The organism is Bacillus cereus, assembly GCF_007678085.1.
GTDB classification, from domain to species: domain Bacteria; phylum Bacillota; class Bacilli; order Bacillales; family Bacillaceae_G; genus Bacillus_A; species Bacillus_A cereus_BE.
In genome coordinates this window covers 142,687-168,959 of sequence record NZ_VEDW01000006.1, presented here as the reverse complement: position 1 = coordinate 168,959, position 26,273 = coordinate 142,687, and the positions used below count along the sequence as shown (strand labels likewise).

Below are 26,273 nucleotides of genomic sequence, written 5' to 3'. Positions count from 1 at the left end.
TCACAAAAAAAGAGACTGTTTACAATTTTACAGTCTCTTTTTTAGCATAAGTTTCTAATATATTTATAAACTTTCTGCTTCTGTTTTATTTGCTTTTTCAACATGTTCTATCTTACGCGCCTTATTTCTTGTCGCACGGTAAAACAGCAAACAAACAATCATAAATGGAATACCACAATACAATGCCATTCTTTGCTCTGGAATAAAGGCCATACCAACAATTACTGTCAAATTTAATACTAATGCAAGCAGTGGTACGAATGGATACAGCGGTGTTTTAAATTTCAAGTCCTTCACATCCCCGCCCTGCTTAATGTATGACCTTCTAGCTAATAAGTTAGATAGAGCAATAGATGCCCAAACTAAGATCGCCCCGAACCCGGCAATAGAAAGTAGCCATAAATAAACTGTATCTTCCGCATAAATACCTGATAGTAATGAAAGGCAACCTACAATCGTACTTACAATCAATGCATAAATAGGAACACCATTTTTAGATAACTTACCGAAAATTGGACTAATCATTCCTTGATTAGACATAGACCATAGCATACGAGAAGTTGCATATAATCCTGAATTCGCAACGGATAGAACCGCTGTAATAATAACGAAATTTATAATATCGGCTGCATAAGGAATACCAATTTTATCAAATACAACTACGAATGGACTTTCTATTACTCCCGCTTGCTGCCACGGGAATAGTCCCGCAAGAATAAAAATAGATAATACAAAGAACACAAGTATACGCCAAACTGTATTATTAATTGCCTTTGGGATCGTTTTCTCTGGATTTTCACTCTCTCCAGCTGCAATACCAACTAGTTCCGTTCCTTGGAAGGAAAAATTAACTGCAATCATCGTAATTAAAATAGCTGATAATCCATTTGGAAACAATCCACCATAATCAGTAAAGCTAGAGAACATCGGTGCTGGTTCATTTCCTTTCATATCTAGAAAACCAAACATTGCTGCCCCGCCCAAAATAATAAATGCAATGATTGTAATTACCTTAATACTTGCAAACCAAAATTCAACTTCTGCAAAACTTCTTGAAGATAACGCATTGATAGCAAAGAGAAGCACCGCAAACACTACACACCAAATCCATGACGGTACATCAGGAAACCATCGTTTCATTAAAATACTAACTGCAATCAGTTCAATACCTATCGTAGCAGACCAGTTTAGCCACGACATCCATCCGACTACATAACCCGCTGCAGGGGAAATGTGCTTTGTAGCATACGTTTGATAAGATCCTGCGTCAGGCATCGCAACAGCTAACTCCCCGAGACAGAGCATCGTTAAATACATAACAAATCCTCCAACAAGATACGCTACAATTGCTCCTCCAGGCCCAGCTTCATGAATTGTATACCCAGATCCTAAAAAAAGACCGGTACCAATAACTCCTCCAAGTGCAATCATAAATATGTGCCTACTTTTCAATTCTCTTTTTAACCCTTGGTTTTGATCCATCATATAAATCCCCCCATTTCATGTAAGCGTTTTTAAAAATGTTCATAATAAGAATAATTATTAAAAAGAGCAAAATACATAGTATTAATCACTACCTGTTATTAAAAGATCATCCCTCACTGTTATTAATAACTTTTTATCAGCGATAGCTTGTCCTTCTACTACTTCTAATGATTCGATATACCCACTGATTCCTACCTTAATTTCTACTTTCTGTTTATCTATTGTTTCAATTAGCGCTAATTTCTCCCACTCGTATACGTAAGAACTTTCCGCAACAAATAACTTCTCTACTTTCCCGTAACAAGGACTATACACGCCTTCTATGACCGTCTTCACTTTATAAACTCCTCCTTCTTATTAATTGCTACTGAAACGTTGCATATCCCTCCTTTAGAGATTTCAACTATTATTTATGCAAAATGCGTACCAATCTCCAATTCCTATTTAAAATGAAGGTTTCTCCCAAAAAAATCTTCACAACCGCAAAATTTTTCTAACATTTAAGAAGTTTTAAAAGAAAAATAGCAAAAAAATTTTGCGGTTTTATAAGAATTTTAATAAAATTATAAAAAGTCAGTCTTCATAGGGTAAAATGAGGAGAAGATAATCTATGCGTACAGAAGAAATTAATTTTAAACAGATCATTGAAATGAATATGCTATATGAAACTTTACTCAATGAGCTCGATATCGGGATTCATATTATTAATGAGGAAAGTAAAACGATTATCTACAACCGCAAAATGATGGAAATTGAATCAATGGAACGCTCAGATGTGCTATATAAAAGTCCTTTAGAAGTATTCGCATTTGAAGAAAATAAAAATAGTACTCTTATAGAGGCATTAAAATTAGGAAAAACAAACAAAAATATAAAACAAACGTATTTTAACAATAAAGGGCAAGAAATTACGACGATTAACAACACTTTCCCTATAATAGAAAACGGAAAAATTAAAGGCGCTATTGAAATTTCAACAGAGATTAGCCATTCCAAACAAACAATGAAAACAAACCTTTCTCGAAAACCAAATAATAAGTTTACCTTTGATCACATAATCGGTGATTCTAGTGCTATTCAATCCGTCATTACAGAAGCGAAGAGAGTCATTCGTACATCCTCATCCATACTTCTCGTAGGAGAAACAGGGACCGGTAAAGAACTATTTGCACAAAGCATCCATAATGAAAGTCAGCGTTCAACAAAACCATTTATTTCACAAAACTGTGCCGCTATACCTGATACACTCATGGAAAGCCTATTATTTGGTACGAACCGAGGTGCATTTACAGGAGCCATCGATAAAGCTGGTTTATTTGAAGAAGCAAACGGAGGTACTTTATTATTAGATGAGATCAATTCATTAAGTCCAGCACTTCAAGCGAAGTTACTACGAGCTATACAAGAAAAAACAATACGAAGAATCGGGGGCACACAAGAAAAAGAAATTGATGTTCGTATTATAGCAACTATTAATGAGGATCCTCTTGAAGCTATTACACACAATCGGTTACGGGAAGACTTATATTACCGATTAAGCGTCGTTACTTTATGTCTCCCTCCTTTACGCGAACGAAAAGAAGATATTCCATCTCTTGTTCAGCACTTTATCGAAAAGTACAACATTCAATTTGGACTTGGCGTAACGGATCTAGATGTACATGTAAAAGAATTCTTGTATGCATATGATTGGCCTGGAAACGTACGAGAATTGGAACATATCATTGAAGGTTCAATGAATTTAGTTGAAGACGAAAATATCATTACAGCGTTTCATCTTCCCACCCGCTTTCGCGAACGAATAAAAAAAGAATTCAATCTGCAACCTTCCCTAACTAATAACGATACTGATGCACCTAAAACGTTAAAGCACACAATAGAGGCAATGGAAAAGAACTACATCGATCAAATTCTGAAAGAGTATCACGGTAATATCTCACAAGCTGCAAAGTTTTTGGGACTAAGTAGGCAAAACTTACAATATCGAATTAAAAAATTGCATTTACACATATGAAATGAAGTGAAACTTTAATCTGCAGGGCTTTGTCCATCCTCACCAACTGGACTTTTATTTCCTGTTAATGCAGGATAAATCTGCTTCCAAGTGCAAATACGAATTGGTAAAATATGTTATAATGAACATATAACATACTAGAAAGGAACGATATATATGAGTAATGATAACAAATTAAAGTTATTACAATACTTAGCCTTCTTCCCTACCCTTGTATGTATGATGTTACTCATGGATATGAGCAGCTTCCCTTATGCAAAGCTACTAGCAACAATTAGCGGCTCCTTTGCAGCTATTATGCTTGCTACTTTTTGGAATTTGAAGATACGTATGAAGAAAGAAAAATCTACTTAACGCCTAAACATAAAAAAATCGAGCCTACACAGCTCGATTTTTTACTGATTATTAAAACTCAACATTCTCCAAATACAAACCACTCGCCTCAGCAAGGCAATTAATTTGATTGCGTTGTTTTGCCTCTAAAATGTGCGGAATTGCTTCTGCATCTAATTGTCCTAATCCAACTTCAATTAATGCTCCAACAATTTTTCGTACCATGTTATGAAGGAATCCGTTACCACTTACTCTAATTTGTACGAATCCTGCCTCTTCCATCACTTCAAGTGTATATACTTCTCGAACCATAGACTTTTTCTTTGATTTCGCATTTGAAAAAGCAGTAAAGTCATGCGAACCAACTAAATGTTTCGCAGCTTCTTTCATGCTTTTCACATTTAGTTTTTTATTCACATGCATGCTGTATTTACGCATAAATGGATTTGTATGCTCTTCATTCCAAATCTTATAAAGATATGTTTTTGCTTTAGAGTTGTAACGAGCATGGAAGCGATCTTGAACTTCTTCTACATTCGTAATGCTAATATCATTTGGTAAATATTGATTTAAATATTTTTTCACTTTATGTTCCACTAACTTCTCATCAATTTGAAAGTTAGCAACTTGATTCAAAGCATGTACACCAGCGTCTGTTCTACTACAACCGATAATTTCAATTTCTTTTCCAACCATTTCAGAGATAACACTTTCGATTTTCCCTTGGATCGTATTATCGTTATTACCGAGACGTTGCCACCCTTTAAAACGTGCACCATCGTACTGAATCGTTAATTTATAATTATTCATTTTACTCTCCTTCATAGAAAATATTCCCTCATACCGTGAGGGAATATGAATAAACTTTACTTTCTAACAAGCTTCACTACATTTTCTACATGAGCTGTATGTGGGAACATATCAACTGGTTGTACATATTCCACTTCATAGCTCTTCATTAATGCTTGTACATCACGTGCTAATGAAGAAGGGTTACAAGATACGTAAACAACTTGTTTCGGTTTCACTTTTAAAATTGTTTCCAGTAATTTATCATCGCAACCTGTACGAGGTGGATCGACCACAATTACATCTGGACGCCATCCTTCTTTTACCCATTTCGGTAACCATTGTTCAGCTTTACCTGCTTCATATTTCGTATTAGTAAATCCGTGACGCTTCGCATTTTTTCTTGCGTCTGCAATTGCTTCTGGAATTACATCCATACCACGTACTTCCGCTGCATCATTTGCAAGCCAAAGACCGATTGTACCAACGCCACAATACGCATCTACAATCTTCTCATCGCCTGTTAAAGCCGCTGCTTTTTTCGCTTCATTATATAAAACAACAGTTTGTTCTGGATTCAACTGGAAGAATGCACGTGCTGATAATTCAAATGATAAATCACCAAGTGTTTCTTGAATTACTTCTTTTCCAGCTAATTTAAATGTTTTATCACCGAAAATAACAGATGTTTTACGCCAATTCACGTTTTGCATAATTGATTTAACAGCTGGCATCTGTTTTTGTACTTCTGCGATAAACTGCTCCTTATTTGGCAACTCTTCTTTTGTCGTAATAAGTGTAACTTGTACTTCCCCTGTTTGAACTGCAGTACGTGTCACAATTGTGCGTACTAAACCTTTTTGTTTTTTCTCATTATAAATAGAAACATTTAATTTTTCTAAAATACGTCTTACAACTTTTGTCGCTTCATTCGTTGCTTTATGTTGAATCATACAATGAGCAATATCAATTAACTGATGTGAGTTTTGCTTATACAACCCTGTAATAACCTTTTCGTCTTTACGTCCCACTTGTAATTGACTCTTATTACGATAATGCCATGGATTTTCCATACCAAGCGTTGGACGGATTTTCTCTTCCAAGCTGTTGTTCATATACTTCTCAAATGCTTGTACAACGATATCACGCTTTTGATTTAATTGTTCTTTATAATCTAAATGTTGCAGCTGACAACCGCCACACTCTTCATATACCGGACATGGTGCTTTCACACGATGTGGTGAAGCCTTACGAACTTTTTTCACTTTCGCTTCAGCGAAGCCACGCTGAATTTTCGTTGTTTCTGCAACAACTTCTTCTCCTGGTAATGCCCCTGGAATGAAAACAACTTGTCTCTTAAAATAACCAACGCCTTCTCCGTTAATCCCAAGACGTTTAATTGTCACAGGAAACGTTTGACCAACTTCCAACTTACTCTCATGTTGCTTTTGTATCATTATTACACCTCTACTCTATACTTTTCCATAAATATAACGCTGCATAACTGCAGTATGGTTCACACTCTTGTTTCACTTTTTCTAAAAATACATCATCAGGTTTATCCTCTAATCGAAATATCCCTTGCACCGCACGCTGAATCCCAATGTCAGTTTTCGGAAACATATTTTTCCGTCCAAGCCCAAACATTAAAAAGTTTTGCACTGTCCATGCACCAATCCCCCTAATTGGTAACAATTGTGCCGAAACCTCTTCTTCCGCTCTGGTTTCTATACTCGCTAAGTCTAATGTACCGCTGACAATACTTTGACCTAATCCTACTATATATTCAGCCTTTCGTTGACTAAACTTCTGCCCTCTCAATTCCTCTATTGAAATATTTGCCACTATTTCCGGAGTGGGGAAAAAGAATACACCATTCTTCTCTGTTCCATATCGTTTTACAAATTGTTCTGTTAACACAGTAGCAAATTTCAAATTTATTTGTTGATGAATGATACAGCGAAGAAGACAAGCGAAATAATCAAATTCTAAAATAATTGGAGTATACGCATATGTTTCAAATAGTGGACGTAATGATGTGTTTAAAAAATGATTTTGTATATCTTGAAACGGTTCATTCCAATGAAAAATGGCTCTCATTCGTTTCATGACTTTCTCCGGATCTCCTGTTTGACTAGAAATCCAAAACTGTGGATTTTGAACAGTGCCAATCCCTTGTAAGCGAACAACAATCTGTTCCTCGTCTATACAAAGCGGGACATAAATAACTTTCTCATCTAATTGAATAACGTTAAGAGGATCAAAAGATAACCGTTTTAATACCTCTTCAAAATGATACGGATACTCTAACGTAACATGTTCGCTCCACATACGTTTCCCCATCCTTTTTAAACATCATTATAGCATGAGAAAACCGCAAGCATACATGCTTACGGTTGATTGCTTTTTACTAAGTCATCTAGACTTTTAAAATGATACCCTTTCTCGCGCAAATCATCAATGATTTTCGCAAGTGCTTCTGCATTATCTTTCGAGATTGCATGAAGTAATAAAATAGATCCTGGATGAATCATCGTCATAACATTATTATGTGCATATTGCCATCCTCTTTGTTCATCCACTTTCCAATCCAAAAATGCAAGTGACCAAAATACATTATAATAGCCCATTTCTTTCGTAAGAGCTAATGTTCTTTCACTAAACACGCCTCGCGGCGGACGTACATATTTTACTTCTTTTTGCCCAGTTACTTTTTTAATTTCTTCCGTCACACTCGTTAATTCTTCACGAAGTTTCTCATCATTTACCGTTGTAAAATCAGGATGACTCCACGAATGGTTTCCAATAATATGTCCTTCATCCTTCATTCTTAATAACAAATCTTTTTGTGTTTTAATATAATGACCCGTTACAAAGAAAGTTGCCGGTACTTTTTTCTCTTTTAATACATCTAAGATTTTCCCTGTGTATCCATTCTCGTACCCATTATCGAATGTTAAATAAATATCTTTTTTCTTTGTATCCCCTAAATAAAACCCACCATTTTTTTGTAGTAAATCTGTATATAACTTTCCTGCATCTGGTACTGTTTCATTTTTAGGGCGCGGGATTCCCCAGTTATGTGGAGTATTTGTATAAGCTAATGTTGAAACTGGAACAAGTGCCATCATAATTGAAAAAATGAGACCGATATATAACCATTTATATTTCATAAATAGTCTCCTTTCCATATATAATCGTACTTGTAGTTTCTGTTGCTACACATTCTTTCATGCTGAACATGTTTTTCTATATATGCCAAAAAATGCATCCCGAATGATTCGAGATGCATTTTTGTTTACTTAAATACTGGCTCTTTAAAGCTAGCTAATTTTTCGAGTGATGTTTTATCAACATCTGCATGTAAGCTATTACCATGAGAATCCATCGTTACAACTGCTTTAAATCCTTCGATACGTAAATGCCACATTGCCTCTGGAATACCAAATTGTAAGAAATCAACATCTTTTACTTCTTTAATACATTCAGCATAATATTGTGCTGCGCCACCAATTGCATTTAAATATACACCACCGTGTTCTTCTAAAGCCGCTAATGTTTTCGCACCCATACCGCCTTTTCCAATGACAGCACGAATACCAAATTTCTTCATAATATCGCCTTGGTACGGTTCTTCACGAATACTTGTCGTTGGACCTGCCGCTTTAATTTGCCAATTATCATTTTCATCTTTCACGACAACTGGACCACAGTGATAAATAACTTGTCCATTTAAATCTACCGGACAATCATTGTCCATTAAATGCTTATGGATTGCGTCACGACCTGTATACATCATGCCATTAATTGTTACAACATCACCAACGCGAAGTTCACGGATTTGCTCTTCTGTAATTGGAGCTTGTAATACAATCTCACGTTGCTCTGTTTTTTCTTGTGCTTCTTGCTGAAGTGTATCGTCACCTTCTTGATATAGCCAATCCATAATTTCACCTGTTTCAGGATGGATTGTTACGCCAAGGCGGCGATATGCCCAGCAATTATATGCAACAGATACGTAGAAGCTAGCTGGCAGACGGTTATAGACGCCAATTTTACACCCAAGTAAAGTTGTTTCTCCGCCAAATCCCATCGTACCAATGCCAAGCTTATTCGCATTTTCTAATACGTACTCTTCAAGTTTTTGTAACTCTGGGATTGGATTGACATCATCTAATGTACGGAATAATTGATTTTTTGCTAATTCGTAACCTGATGTGCGGTCTCCCCCGATACCAACACCAATTACACCTGCACTACATCCTTGACCTTGTGCTTGATATACTGCATGAAGAAGGCATTTACGAATCCCTTCTAAATCACGACCAGCTCGTCCAAGTCCTTCTAATTCACACGGTAAGCTATACTGAATATTTTTATTCTCACAGCCGCCGCCCTTTAGAATTAAACGTGCATCAATATAATCTTTTTCCCATTGTTCAAACTTAATAACCGGCGTACCTGGTCCTAAATTATTTCCACTATTGTCTCCAAAAAGAGAATCAACAGAATTGGGACGAAGTTTACCATCTTTTGTCGCCCGCTCAAGCGCATGATAGATAGCTTCCTTCAACTTTAATTGATTCACACCAACTGGTGTATAAATTTTAAACGTTGGCATCCCTGTATCTTGGCAAATTGGTGAAATGTTATCATCAGCCATTTTAATATTATTCGTAATTGTGCCAAGTGCCATCGCAGAACGAGTCCCTGCATTTTCTCGTTCTTTCGCTTGTTGAATCGCACGACGAACATCTTTCGGTAAGTTCGTTGACGTTTCAACAATTAGTTGATACATGCTTTCTTGAAGCTTTTCCATTGTTACTTCCCCCTCAATTGTGAACGCTACCAAAACGTTATGAGCTGAAAATTCCATTGTTATGCTCTTTAACTTTTTATTTGTTTCACGCTATTCAAGCATAAATGAAATTTTTCACAACTTGATTATACCTTTTTTTCTACCGTCCTTCTATTATCCATACAGAAAAAGGCTGCCAATTTTGCATTGGCAGCCTTTTTAATATATTATTCGTCTTTTTTAAATTGCTCACATTTTAATTCTAATTCATCTAACATTGCAAGTAGACGATCTACATCTTCTAATTCTACTTCTTCAGGTTCAATTGTATCAATTACTTCAATGAACATATTTAAACGTTCTTTTAAATATACTAATTGTGTATCTTTATCTTGAATTGCTTTTCCCATGAAGGCACTCTCCTTTTAATTCGAGTTGCTTTTATTATACCGCAAAAATGATTACTATGGATATGTAATTTCATCAATTTTGTCACAGTAATTCATTCAAATGTAAGCCTTCTCTCTTTTTTCACAAAAAAGTTTCACTTTATAAAAAGCACATATTCTTCTATTATAGAGAATGGACAAATTGTTATTTCAATAGTCAAAGGAGTATTTCATATGACGATATCACAAAAAATGAAGCCGATTACTCCTTCTTACGATCCATGGGAAGCGTATATGGACCTTGAAGAGTACGGCAAACTACTATTAACAAATGTTGAGTTTACAACGACGACGTTATGCAATATGCGCTGTGAACATTGCGCTGTTGGTTACACGTTACAGCCGAAAGACCCGAATCCGCTTCCGATGGATCTTTTATTAAAACGATTAGATGAGATTCCTCATTTACGTTCTTTAAGTATTACTGGCGGAGAACCTATGCTTTCAAAAAAATCCGTAGACAACTATGTAACACCACTCTTAAAATACGCCCATGAACGAGGCGTTCGCACTCAAATCAACTCAAACTTAACTATAGATTTAGCACGTTACGAACAAATTATTCCTTATTTAGACGTATTGCATATATCTCATAACTGGGGAACAATTGACGACTTCGTTGAAGGCGGATTTGCAATGATGGAGCGTAAACCTACGTATGAACAGCGTGCAAAATTATTTGAACGAATGATTACAAATAGTAAAGCTCTATCAGATGCCGGTGTACTCGTATCAGCCGAAACGATGCTGAATAAACGAACTCTACCACACATTGAACATATTCATCGTCAAATTGTCGAAGAGATGGGCTGTAAGCGTCATGAAGTTCACCCAATGTATCCAAGTGACTTCGCGAGCAATTTAGAAATTTTAACAAAAGCTGAAATTCGTGATGCAATTGAGCATTTACTAGAAATTCGCGATGAAAATGTATGGATGTTATTTGGAACTTTACCTTTCTATGCTTGTAGCGATGATGAGCGAGACATCGCCACATTTAAGAAATTACAAGAAAGCAAAAATGTAACAGTTCGTAACGATCCAGATGGCCGTTCTCGTTTAAACGTCAACATTTTTGACGGGAATATTATTGTAACTGATTTCGGTGACGTCCCCCTTTTAGGTAACGTACAAACAAACACACTACAAGAAGCGTATGACAAATGGAGTGCCTCAAAAACAGCAAAATCATTAAGCTGTCATTGTCCTGCAGTAAAATGTCTAGGACCAAATGTTCTTGTAAAAAATAGCTACTATCCAACAGAAGATTTCTTATCAAAAACAGCAAATATTACACTATAAAAAAACGTCAGCTTATAAGCTGACGTTTTTTTCATATTATTGCGAGTGAGAAGAAGAAATGAATTTAAAATATAAATGATCATGAATCGGAATAGCCGCTCCAATTCCTTGTGAGGTAATATTTTTTACAACAAGCCTTTTTTGATTTCCTTTTAATACAAGGTACACTTCTCCAAACGTTACTTTTCCTTTTTCATTGACTGCTGGTGTATAAGCATATAAATATCCAAGTTGACTCGGACTAATATTATACACACGCTCATGTCCTGTACCATACCCAATGGTCGTTTTAAATGAAAGTGGCAATTGTACTTTTTCAAGCGCTTTGAGAAGCATCATTTTTTTCACATCTGCAGCATCTTTCATATCTGCTGTTAAATCGCCTTCAACCGTCTTTTGTGTTTCTTGCTTATAACGTAACGGATATAAACGATCTCCTCCGCGATTATCGTACACATTGCGATTTACTTGTTTATATTCCCAATTAATCGATGTATCAACCGATTCATAATTTAAAGCCCATTGACCTAAATAAATCTTCGCTCGGTACCCTACCGCAAGCGGCGCATTCGAAATTGTCGTTTCATTAAACATTCGAATTAAGTCCGGATTTTCAATTTTAATGTTTGCTGTTTTCAATAGTTCTTGAGCAAACTTACTCGGCTGTAAACGCGGCAAATCTTGCGCATCATTTGGAAACGTATTGTCTTTAGAAATATTTAAAACAGATGAAGGCATTTTTGTTTCTACCGTTGTCTTTGCAAAACTCATGTTAGGAAATAATAGAATAAACGAGACCATAGTTGAAAGACATATGCTGTATACTCGTTTCACCTGTCTGGCTCCTTCCTACGTAAAGGTATATATACTACTTTGTTTATTGTTTTCTCTCAATACAATTGTTATGCCTATTTTTCATAATAAATAAAAACCAATTCCCATAATGACATACGCCGCTAATAACGTACCTCCTTCAAACCAGTTTGTATCTCCATCATTTGAAATCGCAATCGTTAAGAAAACGGCTGTAATCATAGAAACAAGTTCTGGTATTGTAAATACTAAAGGCATCCTTTGCGTGAAGAACATAGAGAGCAGTACTAAGACAGGAGCAACAAACATGGCAATTTGTAACGTAGAACCGACTGCAATTTCAACTGCAATATTTACTTTATTTTTATACGCCATAATAATTGCAGACGCATGTTCCGCTGCATTCCCAACAATTGCAACGATAATAACCCCTATAAATAATTCTGACCAACCAAATGATTTTGCAACTGTTTCAAACGTATGCACAAGCGCCTCTGACACATAAGCTACCGCAATTGTCGCTATCGCTAAGATGAGTAGTGCTTTACCTTTCGACCACTCTGGTTCTTCCTCATGAGCAACTTCATCACTTTTATGCTGATATACACCGCGGTGTGTAACTAACTTAAATAGCAATGCAGCAAGGTACATAATAATCATAATAATTGAAACACCAATACTTAATTGATACGTCTTTCCAGCGTCCATGTTCATTGAAAAAATCTCTGGAATAACAAAAGCTACTACTACAGCGAAGATTAATAAAGCTGAATTATGCCTTGCATCATACACATTAAAACTTTGTCTTTTGTATTTAAGCCCTCCTACAAAGAAGGATAGCCCTCCTACTAATAATAAATTTCCAAGTACAGAACCCGTTAATGAGGCTAACACCACTTCAATTAATCCCGCCTGAAGTGCAAAAATCGAAATAATCAGTTCAACAGCATTACCGAAAGTAGCATTTAATAATCCGCCTATTCTAGGACCAGATACAATTGCCAAACTTTCTGTTGCTCTCCCCATAAAACCCGCTAGTGCGATAATCGTAATGCAATACACAGCAAACATAATTGTTTGAGGCCAATGAAGTGTTTTTCCAAGTACAGAAAGTGGTACCCCAATCAGCACTACTATAAGAAATATTTTATTAAACATGCTTTTCATCCTTCCATCGTATGTATTTCTCCTCGATATTATTATTATTCTTCTCCTAACTTGTCCAATTTCATCACAATTACGTTTAAAAAATCATGTTGATGAAAAGAGTATGAAAGATACTTCATTTTTATTTAGACGAAGAAAATTACAAAGTATGAAAAGAGGCTAAAAACATGCATTTAAAAGAAAAAATTGAAACTATTATTTGTGGTCAACGAACCGGTGTATTATCTACTGTACGTGAAAATAAACCTCATAGTGCCTTTATGATGTTTTTCCACGAAGATTTTGTGTTATATATTGCAACAGATCGGAAATCAAAAAAGATAACAGATATTGAAAACAATCCAAATGTCCATGTACTACTTGGACGAGAAGGAAAAAAATTAGATGAAGATTATATTGAAGTTGAAGGCTTAGCTTCAATCGAGGAAGACTCCACATTAAAAAATAAGTTTTGGAATAATAGCTTAAAGCGCTGGTTACTTGGTCCTGAAGACCCTAATTATGTATTAATAAAAATCAATCCCGACACAATTTATTACATCGATGGTGCTGGTACGACGGAGCCCGAGTTTTTACGACTATAAAATAAAACAAGCCCCCTTTAGGTGGGCTTGTTTTGTCGAAAAGTTCTTCTGAAAAAAACAATAAAATAGGTGGAACTTTCTAAAGATTCTGTTATATAATAGCAGTAACTTAAATAAACTGTATTAAAACAGATTGAGAGGAGAAATAAAATTGATGAAAAGAGAAGAACGTAAAAACATGATTGAGTTTATTGAAAAGAAAAAAGGGATTGAGCGTGACGAATTATTATTTATGACAGACGATGAAGTAGAACATATTTATAATGTAACGTACTTTTTGTATGAGGAAATTGCAGAGTAGTATAATAATCCCCACCTTATTAACAATATAAGGTGGGGATTATTTCGTTATTTATTCCGCTATTTACGAGGCAGTAAAATCCCACTGATTAAAGTTTCGCTTTATACGTGAGAATGATTTTCATGTATAATAATGTAAGATTGGAGGAATTTTACTATGAGTTCATGGCTCTTATTCGCACTATTATCAGCAATTGCTGCTGCCCTTGTATCTATTTTCGGAAAGATTGGTTTAGATGGAATCGATGCCAATGTTGCAACAACGGTTCGTTCTATTATTATGGCATTATTTATGGTGGGCGTTATTATTATACAAGGTAAATTTCAAAATATCGGCGACGTACTACTAAATAAAAAAGCACTGCTCTTTATCACATTAAGTGGGGTTGCAGGTGCTTCGTCATGGCTATTTTATTTTCTTGCCCTCAAAACAGGGAAAGTTTCACAAGTGGCTCCTGTCGATAAATTAAGCGTCGTATTTTCTATCATTCTCGCGATGATTATACTCGGTGAAAAATTAAACTTTATGACTGGCGTTGGTGTAGTCTTTATTACAGCTGGTGTATTATTTATTGCTTTCAGCTAAAAAAACCGCTATTAGCGGTTTTTCTTTATGTAAAACCATACAATACATGTAACAACTACTGAAATGAATAAAATCCATATTCCATAATGATGTAGACTATACTCAACGAAACGCCACTTCTCTCCTAACTTCCAGCCAAGTCCAATAAAAACACTTATCCAAATAAGCGCACCACCGTAAGCATACAAACAAAAACGCCAAAGTGTTAAATTCGACATCCCAGCAAAATATGCTGTTAAATGACGTACTCCCGGGATAAAGTAACCAATCATTAAAAGAAATGGGCCATATTTTTCAAATAAAATATGTGTTTTTTCAATGTGGTGTTCTTTAATTCTAATTTTCGGCCCATATTTTTTTAAAACAGGGAGTCCCAGTTTTAACCCTAATATGTAGCTTAATGTAATGCCTAACATCGCACCAGCCATCCCGCTTAAAAAAGCAGCAGTTCCTGACATAACTCCTTTTGAAACGTTATAACCAACGAAGGTCAATAAAAACTCGTCTGGTATCGGTAATCCAACAATCCCACCGGCCAACGCTATAATAATTCCAAAATACCCATAATGCGCGATTAACTCGCCAATATGTTGTTCCATTCGGAAGACACATCCTATGCACGATCGTTATTCCACATTGTGCCCTTTCTATCTTTCAGACAAACATGGTATACATATTCACTATACATTGTTTTTATAATGAACTCTACTTCTATCCATTCCTTTAGCAGGAAGAAAGTGAACCATTAATCGTGCGCCCGAATCCCACCTACTTCCCTTGTATTCACCGCTTTTTGAAGTACTAGTCTTATTATCCGTAAATAGCTGGATTAAAAAATAAAAATTCATATGCTTGTTTTTTTGTTACAATAAAGGAAAGTTACTTTTCGCAACGGTTTAACTCTCAGGAAAAATGATATACCTAGCAAAAACATAGTTTGGTCGATATAATGCAACTTCTACCTATTAAAAGAACATGCACCCTTTACATACAACATCATTTTTCTAAATTATACAGGGGGAACGAACATGACCATTGAAAATCAATTTATCCAAAAGGTTTACTATAAAACATTTTTAACAGAAGAAACTTCTACTCCAGTATCGGAAGTACTCGGTGAAGCATATATAAATGAATCTACAAACGAATTCTCCAACATTTCTAATATACGCTTTGCTCAAGGTGAATTTTATTACCAAAATAAAGACTTTGAAGCAGCAATATTTAAATGGGAGAAAGTAAATAACGAACTTGCACTTTGGGCAACCAAAAATATTGCAGATTCTTATTTTGAACTAGGATTCTTGCCAAAAGCAGAAGAAATTTATCAATCTATCCAAACGGAAGATACAACTCTTACAATGGAAGTTTCCTTACAACTTCTTTCTCTCTACATCGAACAAGATCGTTTAGGTCTAGCATTTAAGACGATTAGTGAGGCTGTTGCATTTCAACCTGACTATCCAAATATTACTGCAATTGCTCGCTCATTCTATGAAAAACAAGAAGATTGGAATAACGCCATCGAGCTTGCCGTTCAAGAAGGAATTCGAACAAAATCATTACACTGGTTCGATACTTTAATCAATTATGTGAATCAAGGATTCACGAAACAAATCAAACCAGAATATTTCTATGAATCTTTAAAAGCTTTATATGCAATTGATCAAGTCCAATTTAAAGAACTTGTTATTGCGCTTTGGAACAGTTATCAAAATGAAAACTTGCATCTACCTTGGATTCAAACAATAAATCATTTATTCTTACACATTGAAACAGACAACAATGACGATTGGCATGAAATTGTTGAACGCTACCAAAATACGTACTTTGAATTAATTACTGGTGAGCATTTCATGCATGAAATGCAAGGACTTGTACCAGATTTATTAACAAATTGGTTTAGTTTAACGAAGGCAAAAGATGCCCTATTTGTCTCTGCTGCAGTGTTAGCATGGAATGAAGTTTCACCTACAACTTTAGAGTCATTACTCGTAAAAAGTGCGGGAGCCCTACTCTCTAATTCAACAGCTGAAACAAATGTAAATATGGAAACAGTTTCTCATTTATTCGAAACAATTGCTGTATGGGCTGAAAAAAATGACGTAGATTTAAGTCATCAATTTACGTTACTCATTCATGAACTGTGTGATTTAAATGTTACACAATTACTAATAGCGGGAACTAGTGACCATGATAAATCATCATTCATCAATTCAATATTAGGGGAGAACATCTTAACTGAGACTGTAACAACTCCTATTCTATTTAAAGATGATAGCCAAACTGAAATAACAGAATTCACTGCGTTAGATGTACACAATATACCGAACTTTGATGAATTCCATCAAATAATGGCTACACCTTCCGAGTCAGAACTTGAGAAAAAATGTATAGAAATTAAGTTACCAAGTAGATTTTTAAGAAAAAATAAATTTGCATTCCTTGTTACGCCATCTGTTCAAGGACAAGTGGATAAAAACAGCTCATACTTTGAATACTTACAAGCAGCAGATAGCCTTATTTACGTATTGAATTCTGCTTCATCATTACACGGTGAAGAGCTTGATACATTACTGTATTTACGTGAACAAGTACCAAACTTACAAATTCATTTCGTATTACACACAAATAATACGGCCAATAATGAAAAACTAATGAGTAAGATTAAAGTCCATTTCCCAAATGCAAAGTTCTTCCCATACTCTCCTTCACAAGAGAGTAGCCAGCAACTTGGAGACGTGACGGAGTCTATTCTTTCTAATCTAGCAGAACGCGACATAGAACAAGAACGTATAGAAAAACTAATATGGTTTACTCAAAAGACAATCGCATACCTTGTAAATGAACGTGTGGAATTAGAAAATACATTAGTGAAATCAGTACGCTGGAATAAACATATCTCTGTAAAACTAAACGGATTTATTAACAACCTTACTGCTCTTGAAAAAGATAAAATTCGTTCTATTACAGAATCTTATCTTTTAACGAAAGAAGAAATCACACGAGATATCCACTCTCAAATCCCTGAATTATTACAGAGCTGTTCTGACCTTGTTCAAGAAGATAGTGATTTCAAATTAGTTCATGAAGAATTAAATACTGCGATGAACGAACGAATTCAAAAACATGTACAGCAAGTGCTTCTTCCTAAATTTACTGGGTTTATTCAAGAATGGATTGAAACAGCGCATAATGAATTTATTCAAGCTCAATCTTATTTAGATGAAATGAGTGAAACGTTTAATAAATTATATAAAGAAGAACGTATGAAACTTCCTTGTGATTTCAAATTACTAGATGATTGGCATCGAGATGTTGTACGTATGACAAATCGAATTACAGTATCGAACATCAATATTTTATTACGCTTTACACCGACACAATTTTTCTTAAAGAGTGCGGGAAAACTATTTGGTAATATGCAAAAAAATCAATCTATGCTCGCAAACAAATATAAACAATACATTGAAACGGAAGATTATACGGAAATTGCTCAAATAATCTCAAAACAATTCTTCCTTCAATTTGAAGTATTTGAAGGCGCATTAGAACGGGATATCATGATGTTCTTTAAAGATCCACTTAGCATATTGAAACAAAATGTAGAAGCAGCTCAACTTGAAATACAGGAAGACGAGCAAACATTAGCAACGTTAAGAAGCAACCCAGAAACTTATCACGATCCGTTAGCATTCTTTAAACTGCAACTATTGCAGCACAAATTCGTTTTAAGTACAAACAAAAACAATGAAGACGCCTATGAATTTAATGAGTCTCCTACGATTTAACATAAAAAACCAAGCAAATTTCAGTTTGCTTGGTTTTTTACTTTAATTCATTATTTTCATATGTTCAAATGGATAATAAATTGCTGCTAATTCTCCTAATACATCTTCTCTATCAATAAGTCCTAAACCATTTCTACTATCTCTACTTATTAAACGGTTATCTCCCATAACAAAAATCTTATTTTTAGGAACTGTAATCGGTCCAAAGTCCTCTGTTAAATTCATAAGTTTTTTTTCAGCTTGCTTTCTATTACTATACAAATACGCTTCCTCTATCACTTCATGATTCACATATAATTGATCATTTCTCACCTCAATGACATCGCCAGGCAAACCAATAACCCTTTTCACATAAAAATTATCCGTCTTCACAACAATAATATCTTCTCTCCCATAACTTTCAAATTGCTTTGCCAACTTATTTACAATCACCTTATCCCCATCTTGTAACGTTGGCTTCATGGACGCTCCTTTTACAGTCGTAGGAAAAAACACGAAAATTTTCGCCAAAAACACCAACAAACATGCAATTGCAATTGTTCCAAAGAATTCACGCAAACGTTTTTTCTTTTGCATCATTCCACCATCTCATCATCTTTTTACTTTTATTATAAAGACTTCAACTGTAAAATTTCCATAAAATTCTGAATTGTATAATTGTAATATTACAAACTTTTAAATAATAATATTCAAAAATGTATTATTTTGATATACTATATCTTGCATTTGTTATTTATATTTTTATTTACTTAGGAGGACTTTTTCTATGAAAGTTATGCTTAAAAATGAAAATACCGGCCAAATTAAACAAGCAAAAATTGGTTTTAGTTGGACTGTATTTTTCTTTGGTTTCTTCCCTGCTATATTCCGTGGAGATTGGAAATGGTTTTTAATTATTTTAATTGCTAGCATGTTTACGTTCGGATTCTCTAACCTAGTCTTCTGCTTTATTTACAACAAGCTTTACATTAATGATTTATTAGCTCAAGGTTATAAAGCAGCTGATGAATATAGCCTTTCTGCTCTACAACAAAAAAACATCGTAGCATAGTAACAAAAAAAGATACTCTCAAAATAGTCTATCCACTATTTTTGAGAGTATCTTTTTATATTCCCACATATACAATACACATTTGAGCCGCTACATATGTAAGCCAAATCCAAAGTGGTTCATACTTTAATTTGCGCCCTCCAATATCTGTCACGCCTATAATAAAATCAGAAATCACAAATAGTAAACCACCAAAAGCCGGTATCCACCATATTCCTGTATTCTCATAGTATAAGGCGAATGCAAAGCAAGCCATTCCTCCAACCCACAGTCCGTAAATTAGAGCTCCTATCGTAAATAATTTATCTTGTTTATCATTTCGTATAAAAAAGAACCATCCTATAATGAGAAAGAGTCCGTATACGAGTAAACCAATCCAAAAACCATTCCATGAGATGCCTGTTTGCAAAAATGCTTTTACATAAAAACAATGTGCAAGAGCGAAAGTAATCATCCCTCCAATTAACCTGTGACCAATTGGAATCAAACCTGCCATAAATAAATCTCCTACAGTTGATAACGTCATACCTAGTGCAACCCACGTACTATACTCCACTGATGGATCTTGTAACCATATCCAAATTGCACTTGCTGTTAACGAAAAACTAAGAATAAGACGCACCGCTAACGGTAACGGCATATCCTTTCTTGTCTTTTTTGTCTGTCCTATTGCGTACATTGCACCAATTAAAAAAAGAATGATTTGTCCAATTAACACCATGTAAAGTAGATTCATAACATGTTCTCCTCAATAAATGCTTTTTGTATCCTTTTTCGTTACACCTAGTCTATTATCCTTTTTCTACATAAAAAAAGAAGAACAGTACTGTTCTTCCATTGTAATCGTTTTCTCGTTGTCTATGCTACTTGTTTTTCTTGCTCTATTTTTTGCTTAGCTGGTGTCCGATTCACCACGATAATTCCCGCAGCTACACATGCTAAACCGAATAGTACGAATGAATGAATTGCTTCTCCTAAAATCATGCTCGATAATAACACACCAAATACAGGTATAAAGAACATATACATTGATACTTTTCCAACTTTGTTGTACTTCATAATTGTATTCCAAATGCAAAATCCTGCTGCGGATAAGAAAGATAAGTACATAAGCATAAATATTGCATGTACACTAAATGTAAATGGCATAACTCCAACTTGCAAAGTCCCTATACATAATAACCCGATAGAACCAAAAATCATTTGGTATGCTGTCATATAGCCAACATCTAATGTTTTACTACCTTCTTTCGCCAATATGTTTCCATATGAATACAACATTGCTGCACTAAGAAGTAATAAACTACCGATCCCGAAATGGAATGACAAACTACCATCACTCGGTACATTTACTAAAATGACACCACAAAAACCGATAGAGACCCCAATCATTTTTCTCATGTTGAGAGCATCATCTTTATATAAAAAGTGTGCGAGTAAAATTTGAAAGAATGATGATGTTCCTGAAATGATAGCTCCTTCAATACCAGAACTATAACTCATTCCAATATAAAAACATATATATTGAAGAAATGTTTGAAATAAACCAATTTGTACTAACTGCTTCCCCGTTCCTTTTTTGAAGCTCATATCTTTTCCTAACACTTTAAAGAATAATAAGAGCATGACTCCAGATAAAAAGAAACGATAACCAGCAAATAATATTTGCTCTCCAACTTCTTGTGGCTGAATTCCAAGTTCAGCATAACTTAATTTAATAAATGGGAATGCGCTCCCCCATAAAAAAGTCGCTACTATTGCAGCAATTAGTACGCCAATCGGATGGGTAAAAAATTTCTCTGTCTTCACTTGTTGTCTTCCTTTCCGATCTTTTTATGAACAATATTCATATATACCAAAGGAATTGTGAAAACACAAGTTTTCAGTTTATACGCAAACAAAAACATATCATCTAACGAAAACATATGCTATACTATAGAATAATTACAACATAATAACTATTAAAATCAGATTCAACAGAAATGCTGCTATCCAATATGGATGGCAGCTTTCGTCGTTTTATAGGGGTTTCGATTTTGATTCTTTTTCTCAATAAGAATTCGGAAGGAGCGAGTAGTAATGAACTCAGAAGTAAAAACATTACAAGTACAAAAGTCTATTTCTCATCCCTCTTTATGGGACACATTAAAGAAACATTATGAACTTATATTTGCAATTGCATCTGGTATTTTCATTTTAGCTGGTTGGTTATTCACAAAGAACGACGCAATGAATGTAGGCATTACTAGCTATATCCTTGCTTATATAGTTGGTGGATATGCAAAAGCGAAAGAAGGTATTGAAGATACAATTGAAGAGAAAGAGCTAAATGTCGAAATGCTTATGCTCTTTGCTGCTATCGGTGCTGCACTCATTGGCTACTGGGCAGAAGGTGCAATTTTAATCTTTATCTTCGCACTAAGCGGTGCGATGGAATCTTATACATTAAGTAAAAGTCAAAAAGAAATTTCAGCGCTTCTTGATCTACAACCTGAAGAAGCATTACGTATTTCAAATGGAACTGAAGAACGTGTTCCTGTTGGACGATTACAAATTAACGACATTATTTTAATTAAGCCAGGTGAGCGTGTTCCTGCTGACGGTACGATTCATAACGGTGAAACAAATATCGATGAAGCTGCTATTACAGGGGAACCTATTCCGAATGAGAAAAAATTCGGTGATGAAGTATTTGCTGGTACTGTAAATTTACGCGGTGCTATCGAAGTTAACATTACGAAGCCGAGCGATCAAACATTATTCAAAAAAATTATCCGTCTCGTCCAAAGTGCACAAAGTGAAAAATCACCATCACAACTATTCATCGAAAAGTTTGAAGGAACATACGTAAAAGGTGTACTACTCGTTGTTGCGCTTATGATGTTCGTCCCTCATTTCTTACTTGACTGGAGCTGGAATGAAACGTTTTATCGCGCTATGATCTTACTTGTAGTCGCATCTCCTTGCGCACTCGTTGCTGCCATTACACCAGCAACATTATCTGCTATTTCTAACGGCGCAAGAAACGGAATTCTTTTTAAAGGTGGCATACATTTAGAACGCCTCGCTTCTGTAAAAGCAATTGCCTTTGATAAAACAGGAACATTAACACAGGGAAAACCTACCGTAACAGATGTATATGTTCGAGAAAATATGACAGAAAAAGAAGTACTTTCTATTACAGCAGCAATTGAAAGTCACTCTACACACCCTTTAGCTGAATCTATCGTTAAATATGCACAACATGCGTATGACATTACATTACAAAAACCAGAAAAGGTTGAAGATGTAACTGGTTTTGGGCTAAAAGGAATATTCGAAAGCAAAGCTTATAAAATAGGTAAAGCTGATTTTATCGGTGAAGAAACAAAGACATTCCATAATGGTATTTCTGCCTCACTTGAAAAAGAAGGTAAAACTGTCGTTTATATTAGTGATGAAGAAGGTATTCTTGGACTTATCGCTTTAAAAGACACACTTCGCCAAGAAACAATAGCTGCTATTCGCGAATTACAAAGCATCGGTGTCGAGGCAATTATGATTACTGGAGATAATGAAGAAACAGCAAAAGCTATTGCCTCTGAAAGTAATATAAAAGAATATTACGCATCATGCTTACCCGAAACAAAGGTTGAAACGATTAAAAAGCTAAAAGAAAAATACGGGACAGTAGCAATGGTCGGAGATGGTATAAATGATGCCCCTGCACTCGCTACTGCTAGCATTGGTGTAGCAATGGGGGAAGGAACAGACGTAGCTTTAGAAACTGCAGACGTTGTACTTATGAAGAACGAATTATCTCGACTTTCCCAAGCAATCCGTTTATCAAAACGAATGAACCGCATTGTAAAGCAAAACGTAATCTTTTCACTAGCTGTAATTGCAATGCTGATTTGTTCAAACTTCTTGCAATTTTTAGCTCTTCCATTCGGTGTTATTGGGCATGAAGGAAGTACGATTCTTGTCATTTTGAATGGCTTACGATTATTAAAAGGAAACAAATAAAGTGAAACTTTAATGAGTGGGGGGGGGTTCTTCATCCCCCACTCATTATCAGCCCTCACCAATCGGACTTTTATGGGCAGTTGATCCCCCACCTAACTTCTTTGCTTTCGCTGAATTTTGAGGTGGGGGGCTTACTGCCCATTAAAGCGGGATAAAAACGGGTCCCTCATAGAGGACCCGTTTTTATTTTAGTGATAGCTATTATGCCCGTTCGCACTACTACTCGTTTTATGCTTTGGATGCGAACTGCTCTTTTGTTTATTGTTATTTTTATTGTTGTGATTCTTTTTATTATTACTCATGAAATATCCCCCCTGTTCCCTATTATTATGGAACAAGAGGTCATTTTTCATTACGGGAATTATTGTCACCCGTTCTATAATGATGGAGTAAACCATTAATTTCACCGCCAAGTAAAATTACCCATCCAGTTAAGTAGAACCATAACATTAAAATAATGATACCACCGAGACCACCATATGTATTGGCGTAATTCGCAAACTTATCTACATAATAAGCGAATGAGTACGATACCACAATCCATCCTACAGTAGCAAATAACGCCCCTGAAATGACTTCTCTTCTTTTTAACTTTCGGTCTGGTGCAAATGTATATAAGAAACTAAACAAGGCAAATAGTACGAAAAAACTCGCTACTAATCGTGTAATGCTCCATACGAAAGAGAAACTATCTGATAAACCGAGTGCTTTAAACACCGCTGCTCCAATAACTTGTCCGAATACCGGGACAATTAAAGCAAAGACAATCATAAAAATGATAGCTAATGTAAACACAATTGATAACGCTCTTGTTGTAATAAAAGAACGTGTTTCTTTCACGTCATAGGCGCGGTTAAAAGCATTCATAACCGCATTAACACCATTTGAGGCAAACCATAACATGGATAATAAACCAAATGATAATAAACCACCATTTTGCTGATTTACAACTTTATCTACATTTACCTCAATTAAGTTCATTGCATCATCTGGTACATAAACCTCTAATAAACTAAGCACATCCTCTGTTTGAATGGGAATAAATCCAAGAAGCGTAATTAAGAAAACGAGCCCAGGAAAAATTGCAAGCAAGAAGAAATAAGCGAGCTGTGCTGCCAAGCCCGCTACATCATCGCGCATCGTTCGGTCATATAAGTCTTTACCAAACGAATAAGTACGATGTCTCCTCACCTTTTCTAAAATTTTTCTCATATATGTTTAAACGCTTTTCTTCTCTTCTTTATCTTGCTTCAACTCAATGTACGCTTCAGTTTTTTTTTCCTCTACATTGGAGTCTTTCATAAATAGTTCACGCGCTTCTTTCATACCGCCATCTTCAGCAACTACTGGCTCTTCCTCTGCTTTCAGCTCATCTACCTTTGTAGATACAGCTTGAATTTCAATCGTTTCTGGCTTCTCTGTTGGCTCAACCTTTTTCTTACTAAAAATTTCTTTCGTTTCTTTTAACGTCTCTACAACAGACGGCGTCAATTTTTTAATTTCTGCTACCTTCGCTTTTACTACATTAAAGTCAGCGAGTTCGCGTCCTTTATCTGTAACAGTTTGCACTTTTTCTTTGATTTTTGCATTCTCACCGATTTCAATCATCTTTGTTTTTGCTTTTTCCGCAGTATTTTTTACTTTTTCACGGTTTTCCTTCTTTAACATAGATACAGCTACACCTGCAGCTACGCCAATCGCAATGTTTCGAGCAATATTATTTTTCTTTGCCATATTCCTTCACCCTTTCATTTCTTATGTTAGAAAGTATTTCTTTCTAAGCTTCCTCATATTCCTTGTTCATTTCGAATGAAAGCTAATAGCTTTGCACACCCTTCTGTTACAAGGTCATATACTTCTTGGAAATTCCCTGTATAGTAAGGGTCGGGAACGTCTGTCCAGCCACCGTCTGGAACAAAATCGGACAGTCTACCAATATAGCCTCCAGCTTTACCTAAACTTTTTAAATCTGCTATATTCTTGTTGTCCATGGCAATAATATAATCAAACTTTGTTAAGTCTTCTTTTTCTACTTGCCTTGCTTTAATTCCTTCAAAAGTGACTGCATTTTCTTTTAAAATTTTTTGTGTTCCTTTATGTGGCGGATGGCCAATATGCCAATCTCCAGTTCCTGCAGAATCAATGACAATTTTCTCTTCGAGTCCCTCTTTTACGACAAGATCTCGAAAAATCGCTTCTGCCATCGGAGAACGGCAAATGTTCCCAAGACAAACAAACAATACTTGAACCATATTTTTGTTTCTTCCCTTCTTGGTGCATTTCTTTATATATACTTATAGTATAAACAACCAATTATTAAATATAAAGGAAATCCCTACTAATTTAATAGGATTGAAAAGATTCATTAACGAAAATGATAAAAAATGTTAAGATAGCCTTATGTTATTTTAAAGGGGGACACTTCGGTGGATTTATCCGTAAAGTCAGAAGAAAACGTTGAATATATGGTCGAAGCTATTAAAGAAAAATTACGTATGGTTAATGCTGGAGCGATGAGAGCTGCTAGCTTTAATGAAGAAATGTACGAAGACTTACGTGACATTTATGATCATGTTATGAAACGTGAAACATTCAGCATCAGTGAAATGCAAGCTATTACAGAAGAATTAGGTACATTAATTAAAAAGTAAAAAAAGCCTCGCTTATGGGGCTCTTTTTTATTTCCAACAAATTCATGACAACTCTTCCCTTTTCCTCACCCAACTGTAAAATACTGTACAATAGAAGTAGAACCTCACCTTAGATTTTTTCTCCATACATACTACTCACAAATAATAGCAACACT

At 35.2% G+C, this 26,273-nt stretch carries 27 protein-coding genes; 10 read left to right on the top strand and 17 right to left on the bottom strand.

Annotation, left to right across the window (positions count from 1 at the left end):
- Window positions 1-63: 63 nt before the first annotated feature.
- Entirely contained in the window at window positions 64-1,485 is a 1,422-nt protein-coding gene (locus FS742_RS24140; RefSeq protein WP_144615601.1) for an amino acid permease, read from the bottom strand.
- Between the two features lie 81 nt (window positions 1,486-1,566).
- Complete coding sequence (locus FS742_RS24135; protein WP_000859483.1) at window positions 1,567-1,821, bottom strand: biotin/lipoyl-containing protein; 255 nt, start codon at window positions 1,819-1,821, stop codon at window positions 1,567-1,569.
- A gap of 274 nt (window positions 1,822-2,095) precedes the next feature.
- On the opposite strand from FS742_RS24135, the gene FS742_RS24130 reads away from it, so the two are divergent.
- Together FS742_RS24130 and FS742_RS24125 are read left to right on the top strand one after the other, a co-directional pair.
- A complete protein-coding gene (locus FS742_RS24130) occupies window positions 2,096-3,499 on the top strand; it encodes a sigma-54 interaction domain-containing protein (protein WP_144615599.1) in 1,404 nt (467 codons plus the stop codon).
- A gap of 156 nt (window positions 3,500-3,655) precedes the next feature.
- The gene (locus tag FS742_RS24125; RefSeq protein ID WP_144615598.1) at window positions 3,656-3,853 is read left to right on the top strand and encodes a hypothetical protein; all 198 of its coding nucleotides are present in this window, start codon (window positions 3,656-3,658) and stop codon (window positions 3,851-3,853) included.
- Between the two features lie 51 nt (window positions 3,854-3,904).
- Here the strand turns inward: FS742_RS24125 and truA are convergent, their stop codons facing one another.
- From truA to FS742_RS24095, 6 genes are all read right to left on the bottom strand, one after another.
- Window positions 3,905-4,642 carry a tRNA pseudouridine(38-40) synthase TruA gene (gene truA / locus FS742_RS24120; protein ID WP_086402986.1) on the bottom strand — a complete coding sequence of 246 codons (738 nt, stop codon included), beginning with the start codon at window positions 4,640-4,642 and terminating at the stop codon, window positions 3,905-3,907.
- A 56-nt stretch (window positions 4,643-4,698) separates the two neighbouring features.
- Complete coding sequence (rlmD, locus tag FS742_RS24115) at window positions 4,699-6,078, bottom strand: 23S rRNA (uracil(1939)-C(5))-methyltransferase RlmD (RefSeq protein WP_063221666.1); 1,380 nt, start codon at window positions 6,076-6,078, stop codon at window positions 4,699-4,701.
- A 10-nt stretch (window positions 6,079-6,088) separates the two neighbouring features.
- Window positions 6,089-6,952: a DNA-3-methyladenine glycosylase family protein gene (locus FS742_RS24110; RefSeq protein ID WP_144615596.1), complete on the bottom strand. Its 864-nt coding sequence runs from the start codon at window positions 6,950-6,952 to the stop codon at window positions 6,089-6,091.
- Between the two features lie 59 nt (window positions 6,953-7,011).
- Entirely contained in the window at window positions 7,012-7,794 is a 783-nt protein-coding gene (gene pdaA, locus FS742_RS24105) for a delta-lactam-biosynthetic de-N-acetylase (RefSeq protein ID WP_144615595.1), read from the bottom strand.
- A gap of 125 nt (window positions 7,795-7,919) precedes the next feature.
- Window positions 7,920-9,440, bottom strand: coding sequence for a class I fumarate hydratase (gene fumA / locus FS742_RS24100; RefSeq protein WP_186327213.1), 1,521 nt, complete (start codon window positions 9,438-9,440; stop codon window positions 7,920-7,922).
- Window positions 9,441-9,646: 206 nt separating this feature from the next.
- The gene (locus tag FS742_RS24095) at window positions 9,647-9,829 is read right to left on the bottom strand and encodes an SE1561 family protein (RefSeq protein WP_000513558.1); all 183 of its coding nucleotides are present in this window, start codon (window positions 9,827-9,829) and stop codon (window positions 9,647-9,649) included.
- A gap of 213 nt (window positions 9,830-10,042) precedes the next feature.
- Here FS742_RS24095 and yfkAB point away from each other — a divergent pair, with 213 nt between their 5' ends.
- Window positions 10,043-11,170, top strand: a complete 1,128-nt coding sequence (yfkAB, locus tag FS742_RS24090) for a radical SAM/CxCxxxxC motif protein YfkAB (protein ID WP_144615592.1) — start codon at window positions 10,043-10,045, stop codon at window positions 11,168-11,170.
- Between the two features lie 36 nt (window positions 11,171-11,206).
- Here yfkAB and FS742_RS24085 read toward each other — a convergent pair whose 3' ends face one another.
- Together FS742_RS24085 and cax are read right to left on the bottom strand one after the other, a co-directional pair.
- Window positions 11,207-12,004 (bottom strand): YfkD famly protein, encoded by a 798-nt coding sequence (locus FS742_RS24085; protein WP_144615590.1) that lies wholly within the window; start codon window positions 12,002-12,004, stop codon window positions 11,207-11,209.
- Window positions 12,005-12,085: 81 nt separating this feature from the next.
- Complete coding sequence (cax, locus tag FS742_RS24080) at window positions 12,086-13,141, bottom strand: calcium/proton exchanger (protein ID WP_144615588.1); 1,056 nt, start codon at window positions 13,139-13,141, stop codon at window positions 12,086-12,088.
- A gap of 176 nt (window positions 13,142-13,317) precedes the next feature.
- On the opposite strand from cax, the gene FS742_RS24075 reads away from it, so the two are divergent.
- The 3 genes from FS742_RS24075 (at window position 13,318) to FS742_RS24065 (ending at window position 14,620) form a co-directional block, all read left to right on the top strand.
- A complete protein-coding gene (locus FS742_RS24075) occupies window positions 13,318-13,734 on the top strand; it encodes a pyridoxamine 5'-phosphate oxidase family protein (protein WP_016083647.1) in 417 nt (138 codons plus the stop codon).
- A 154-nt stretch (window positions 13,735-13,888) separates the two neighbouring features.
- Window positions 13,889-14,035 (top strand): BH0509 family protein, encoded by a 147-nt coding sequence (locus FS742_RS24070; protein WP_000817786.1) that lies wholly within the window; start codon window positions 13,889-13,891, stop codon window positions 14,033-14,035.
- 156 nt (window positions 14,036-14,191) lie between these two features.
- Window positions 14,192-14,620 carry an EamA family transporter gene (locus tag FS742_RS24065; protein WP_000100307.1) on the top strand — a complete coding sequence of 143 codons (429 nt, stop codon included), beginning with the start codon at window positions 14,192-14,194 and terminating at the stop codon, window positions 14,618-14,620.
- Window positions 14,621-14,631: 11 nt separating this feature from the next.
- Here the strand turns inward: FS742_RS24065 and FS742_RS24060 are convergent, their stop codons facing one another.
- Window positions 14,632-15,219, bottom strand: coding sequence for a DedA family protein (locus FS742_RS24060; RefSeq protein ID WP_144615586.1), 588 nt, complete (start codon window positions 15,217-15,219; stop codon window positions 14,632-14,634).
- A gap of 429 nt (window positions 15,220-15,648) precedes the next feature.
- On the opposite strand from FS742_RS24060, the gene FS742_RS24055 reads away from it, so the two are divergent.
- Window positions 15,649-18,411 carry a tetratricopeptide repeat protein gene (locus FS742_RS24055; RefSeq protein WP_144615584.1) on the top strand — a complete coding sequence of 921 codons (2,763 nt, stop codon included), beginning with the start codon at window positions 15,649-15,651 and terminating at the stop codon, window positions 18,409-18,411.
- A gap of 42 nt (window positions 18,412-18,453) precedes the next feature.
- Here the strand turns inward: FS742_RS24055 and lepB are convergent, their stop codons facing one another.
- Window positions 18,454-18,990, bottom strand: a complete 537-nt coding sequence (gene lepB / locus FS742_RS24050) for a signal peptidase I (protein ID WP_144615581.1) — start codon at window positions 18,988-18,990, stop codon at window positions 18,454-18,456.
- 187 nt (window positions 18,991-19,177) lie between these two features.
- Between lepB and FS742_RS24045 the strand changes: the two genes are divergently transcribed.
- Entirely contained in the window at window positions 19,178-19,462 is a 285-nt protein-coding gene (locus tag FS742_RS24045) for a hypothetical protein (RefSeq protein WP_000867040.1), read from the top strand.
- A 55-nt stretch (window positions 19,463-19,517) separates the two neighbouring features.
- On the opposite strand, the gene FS742_RS24040 is transcribed toward FS742_RS24045, so the two are convergent.
- Together FS742_RS24040 and FS742_RS24035 are read right to left on the bottom strand one after the other, a co-directional pair.
- On the bottom strand, window positions 19,518-20,198 hold the full coding sequence (locus tag FS742_RS24040; RefSeq protein WP_144615579.1) for a lysoplasmalogenase: 681 nt from the start codon (window positions 20,196-20,198) through the stop codon (window positions 19,518-19,520).
- Window positions 20,199-20,320: 122 nt separating this feature from the next.
- A complete protein-coding gene (locus FS742_RS24035; RefSeq protein WP_144615577.1) occupies window positions 20,321-21,271 on the bottom strand; it encodes a DMT family transporter in 951 nt (316 codons plus the stop codon).
- Window positions 21,272-21,541: 270 nt separating this feature from the next.
- On the opposite strand from FS742_RS24035, the gene FS742_RS24030 reads away from it, so the two are divergent.
- Window positions 21,542-23,467 (top strand): heavy metal translocating P-type ATPase, encoded by a 1,926-nt coding sequence (locus FS742_RS24030; RefSeq protein WP_144615575.1) that lies wholly within the window; start codon window positions 21,542-21,544, stop codon window positions 23,465-23,467.
- Window positions 23,468-23,809: 342 nt separating this feature from the next.
- Here the strand turns inward: FS742_RS24030 and FS742_RS24025 are convergent, their stop codons facing one another.
- The 3 genes from FS742_RS24025 to FS742_RS24015 are packed head-to-tail and all read right to left on the bottom strand — an operon-like array spanning window position 23,810 to window position 25,719.
- Window positions 23,810-24,679 carry a YihY/virulence factor BrkB family protein gene (locus tag FS742_RS24025; RefSeq protein WP_144615573.1) on the bottom strand — a complete coding sequence of 290 codons (870 nt, stop codon included), beginning with the start codon at window positions 24,677-24,679 and terminating at the stop codon, window positions 23,810-23,812.
- Between the two features lie 6 nt (window positions 24,680-24,685).
- On the bottom strand, window positions 24,686-25,201 hold the full coding sequence (locus tag FS742_RS24020) for a DUF4075 domain-containing protein (protein ID WP_144615571.1): 516 nt from the start codon (window positions 25,199-25,201) through the stop codon (window positions 24,686-24,688).
- A 53-nt stretch (window positions 25,202-25,254) separates the two neighbouring features.
- Complete coding sequence (locus FS742_RS24015) at window positions 25,255-25,719, bottom strand: low molecular weight protein-tyrosine-phosphatase (protein ID WP_144615569.1); 465 nt, start codon at window positions 25,717-25,719, stop codon at window positions 25,255-25,257.
- A gap of 174 nt (window positions 25,720-25,893) precedes the next feature.
- On the opposite strand from FS742_RS24015, the gene FS742_RS24010 reads away from it, so the two are divergent.
- Window positions 25,894-26,118: a DUF1128 domain-containing protein gene (locus tag FS742_RS24010; protein WP_000366196.1), complete on the top strand. Its 225-nt coding sequence runs from the start codon at window positions 25,894-25,896 to the stop codon at window positions 26,116-26,118.
- Window positions 26,119-26,273: the final 155 nt, after the last annotated feature.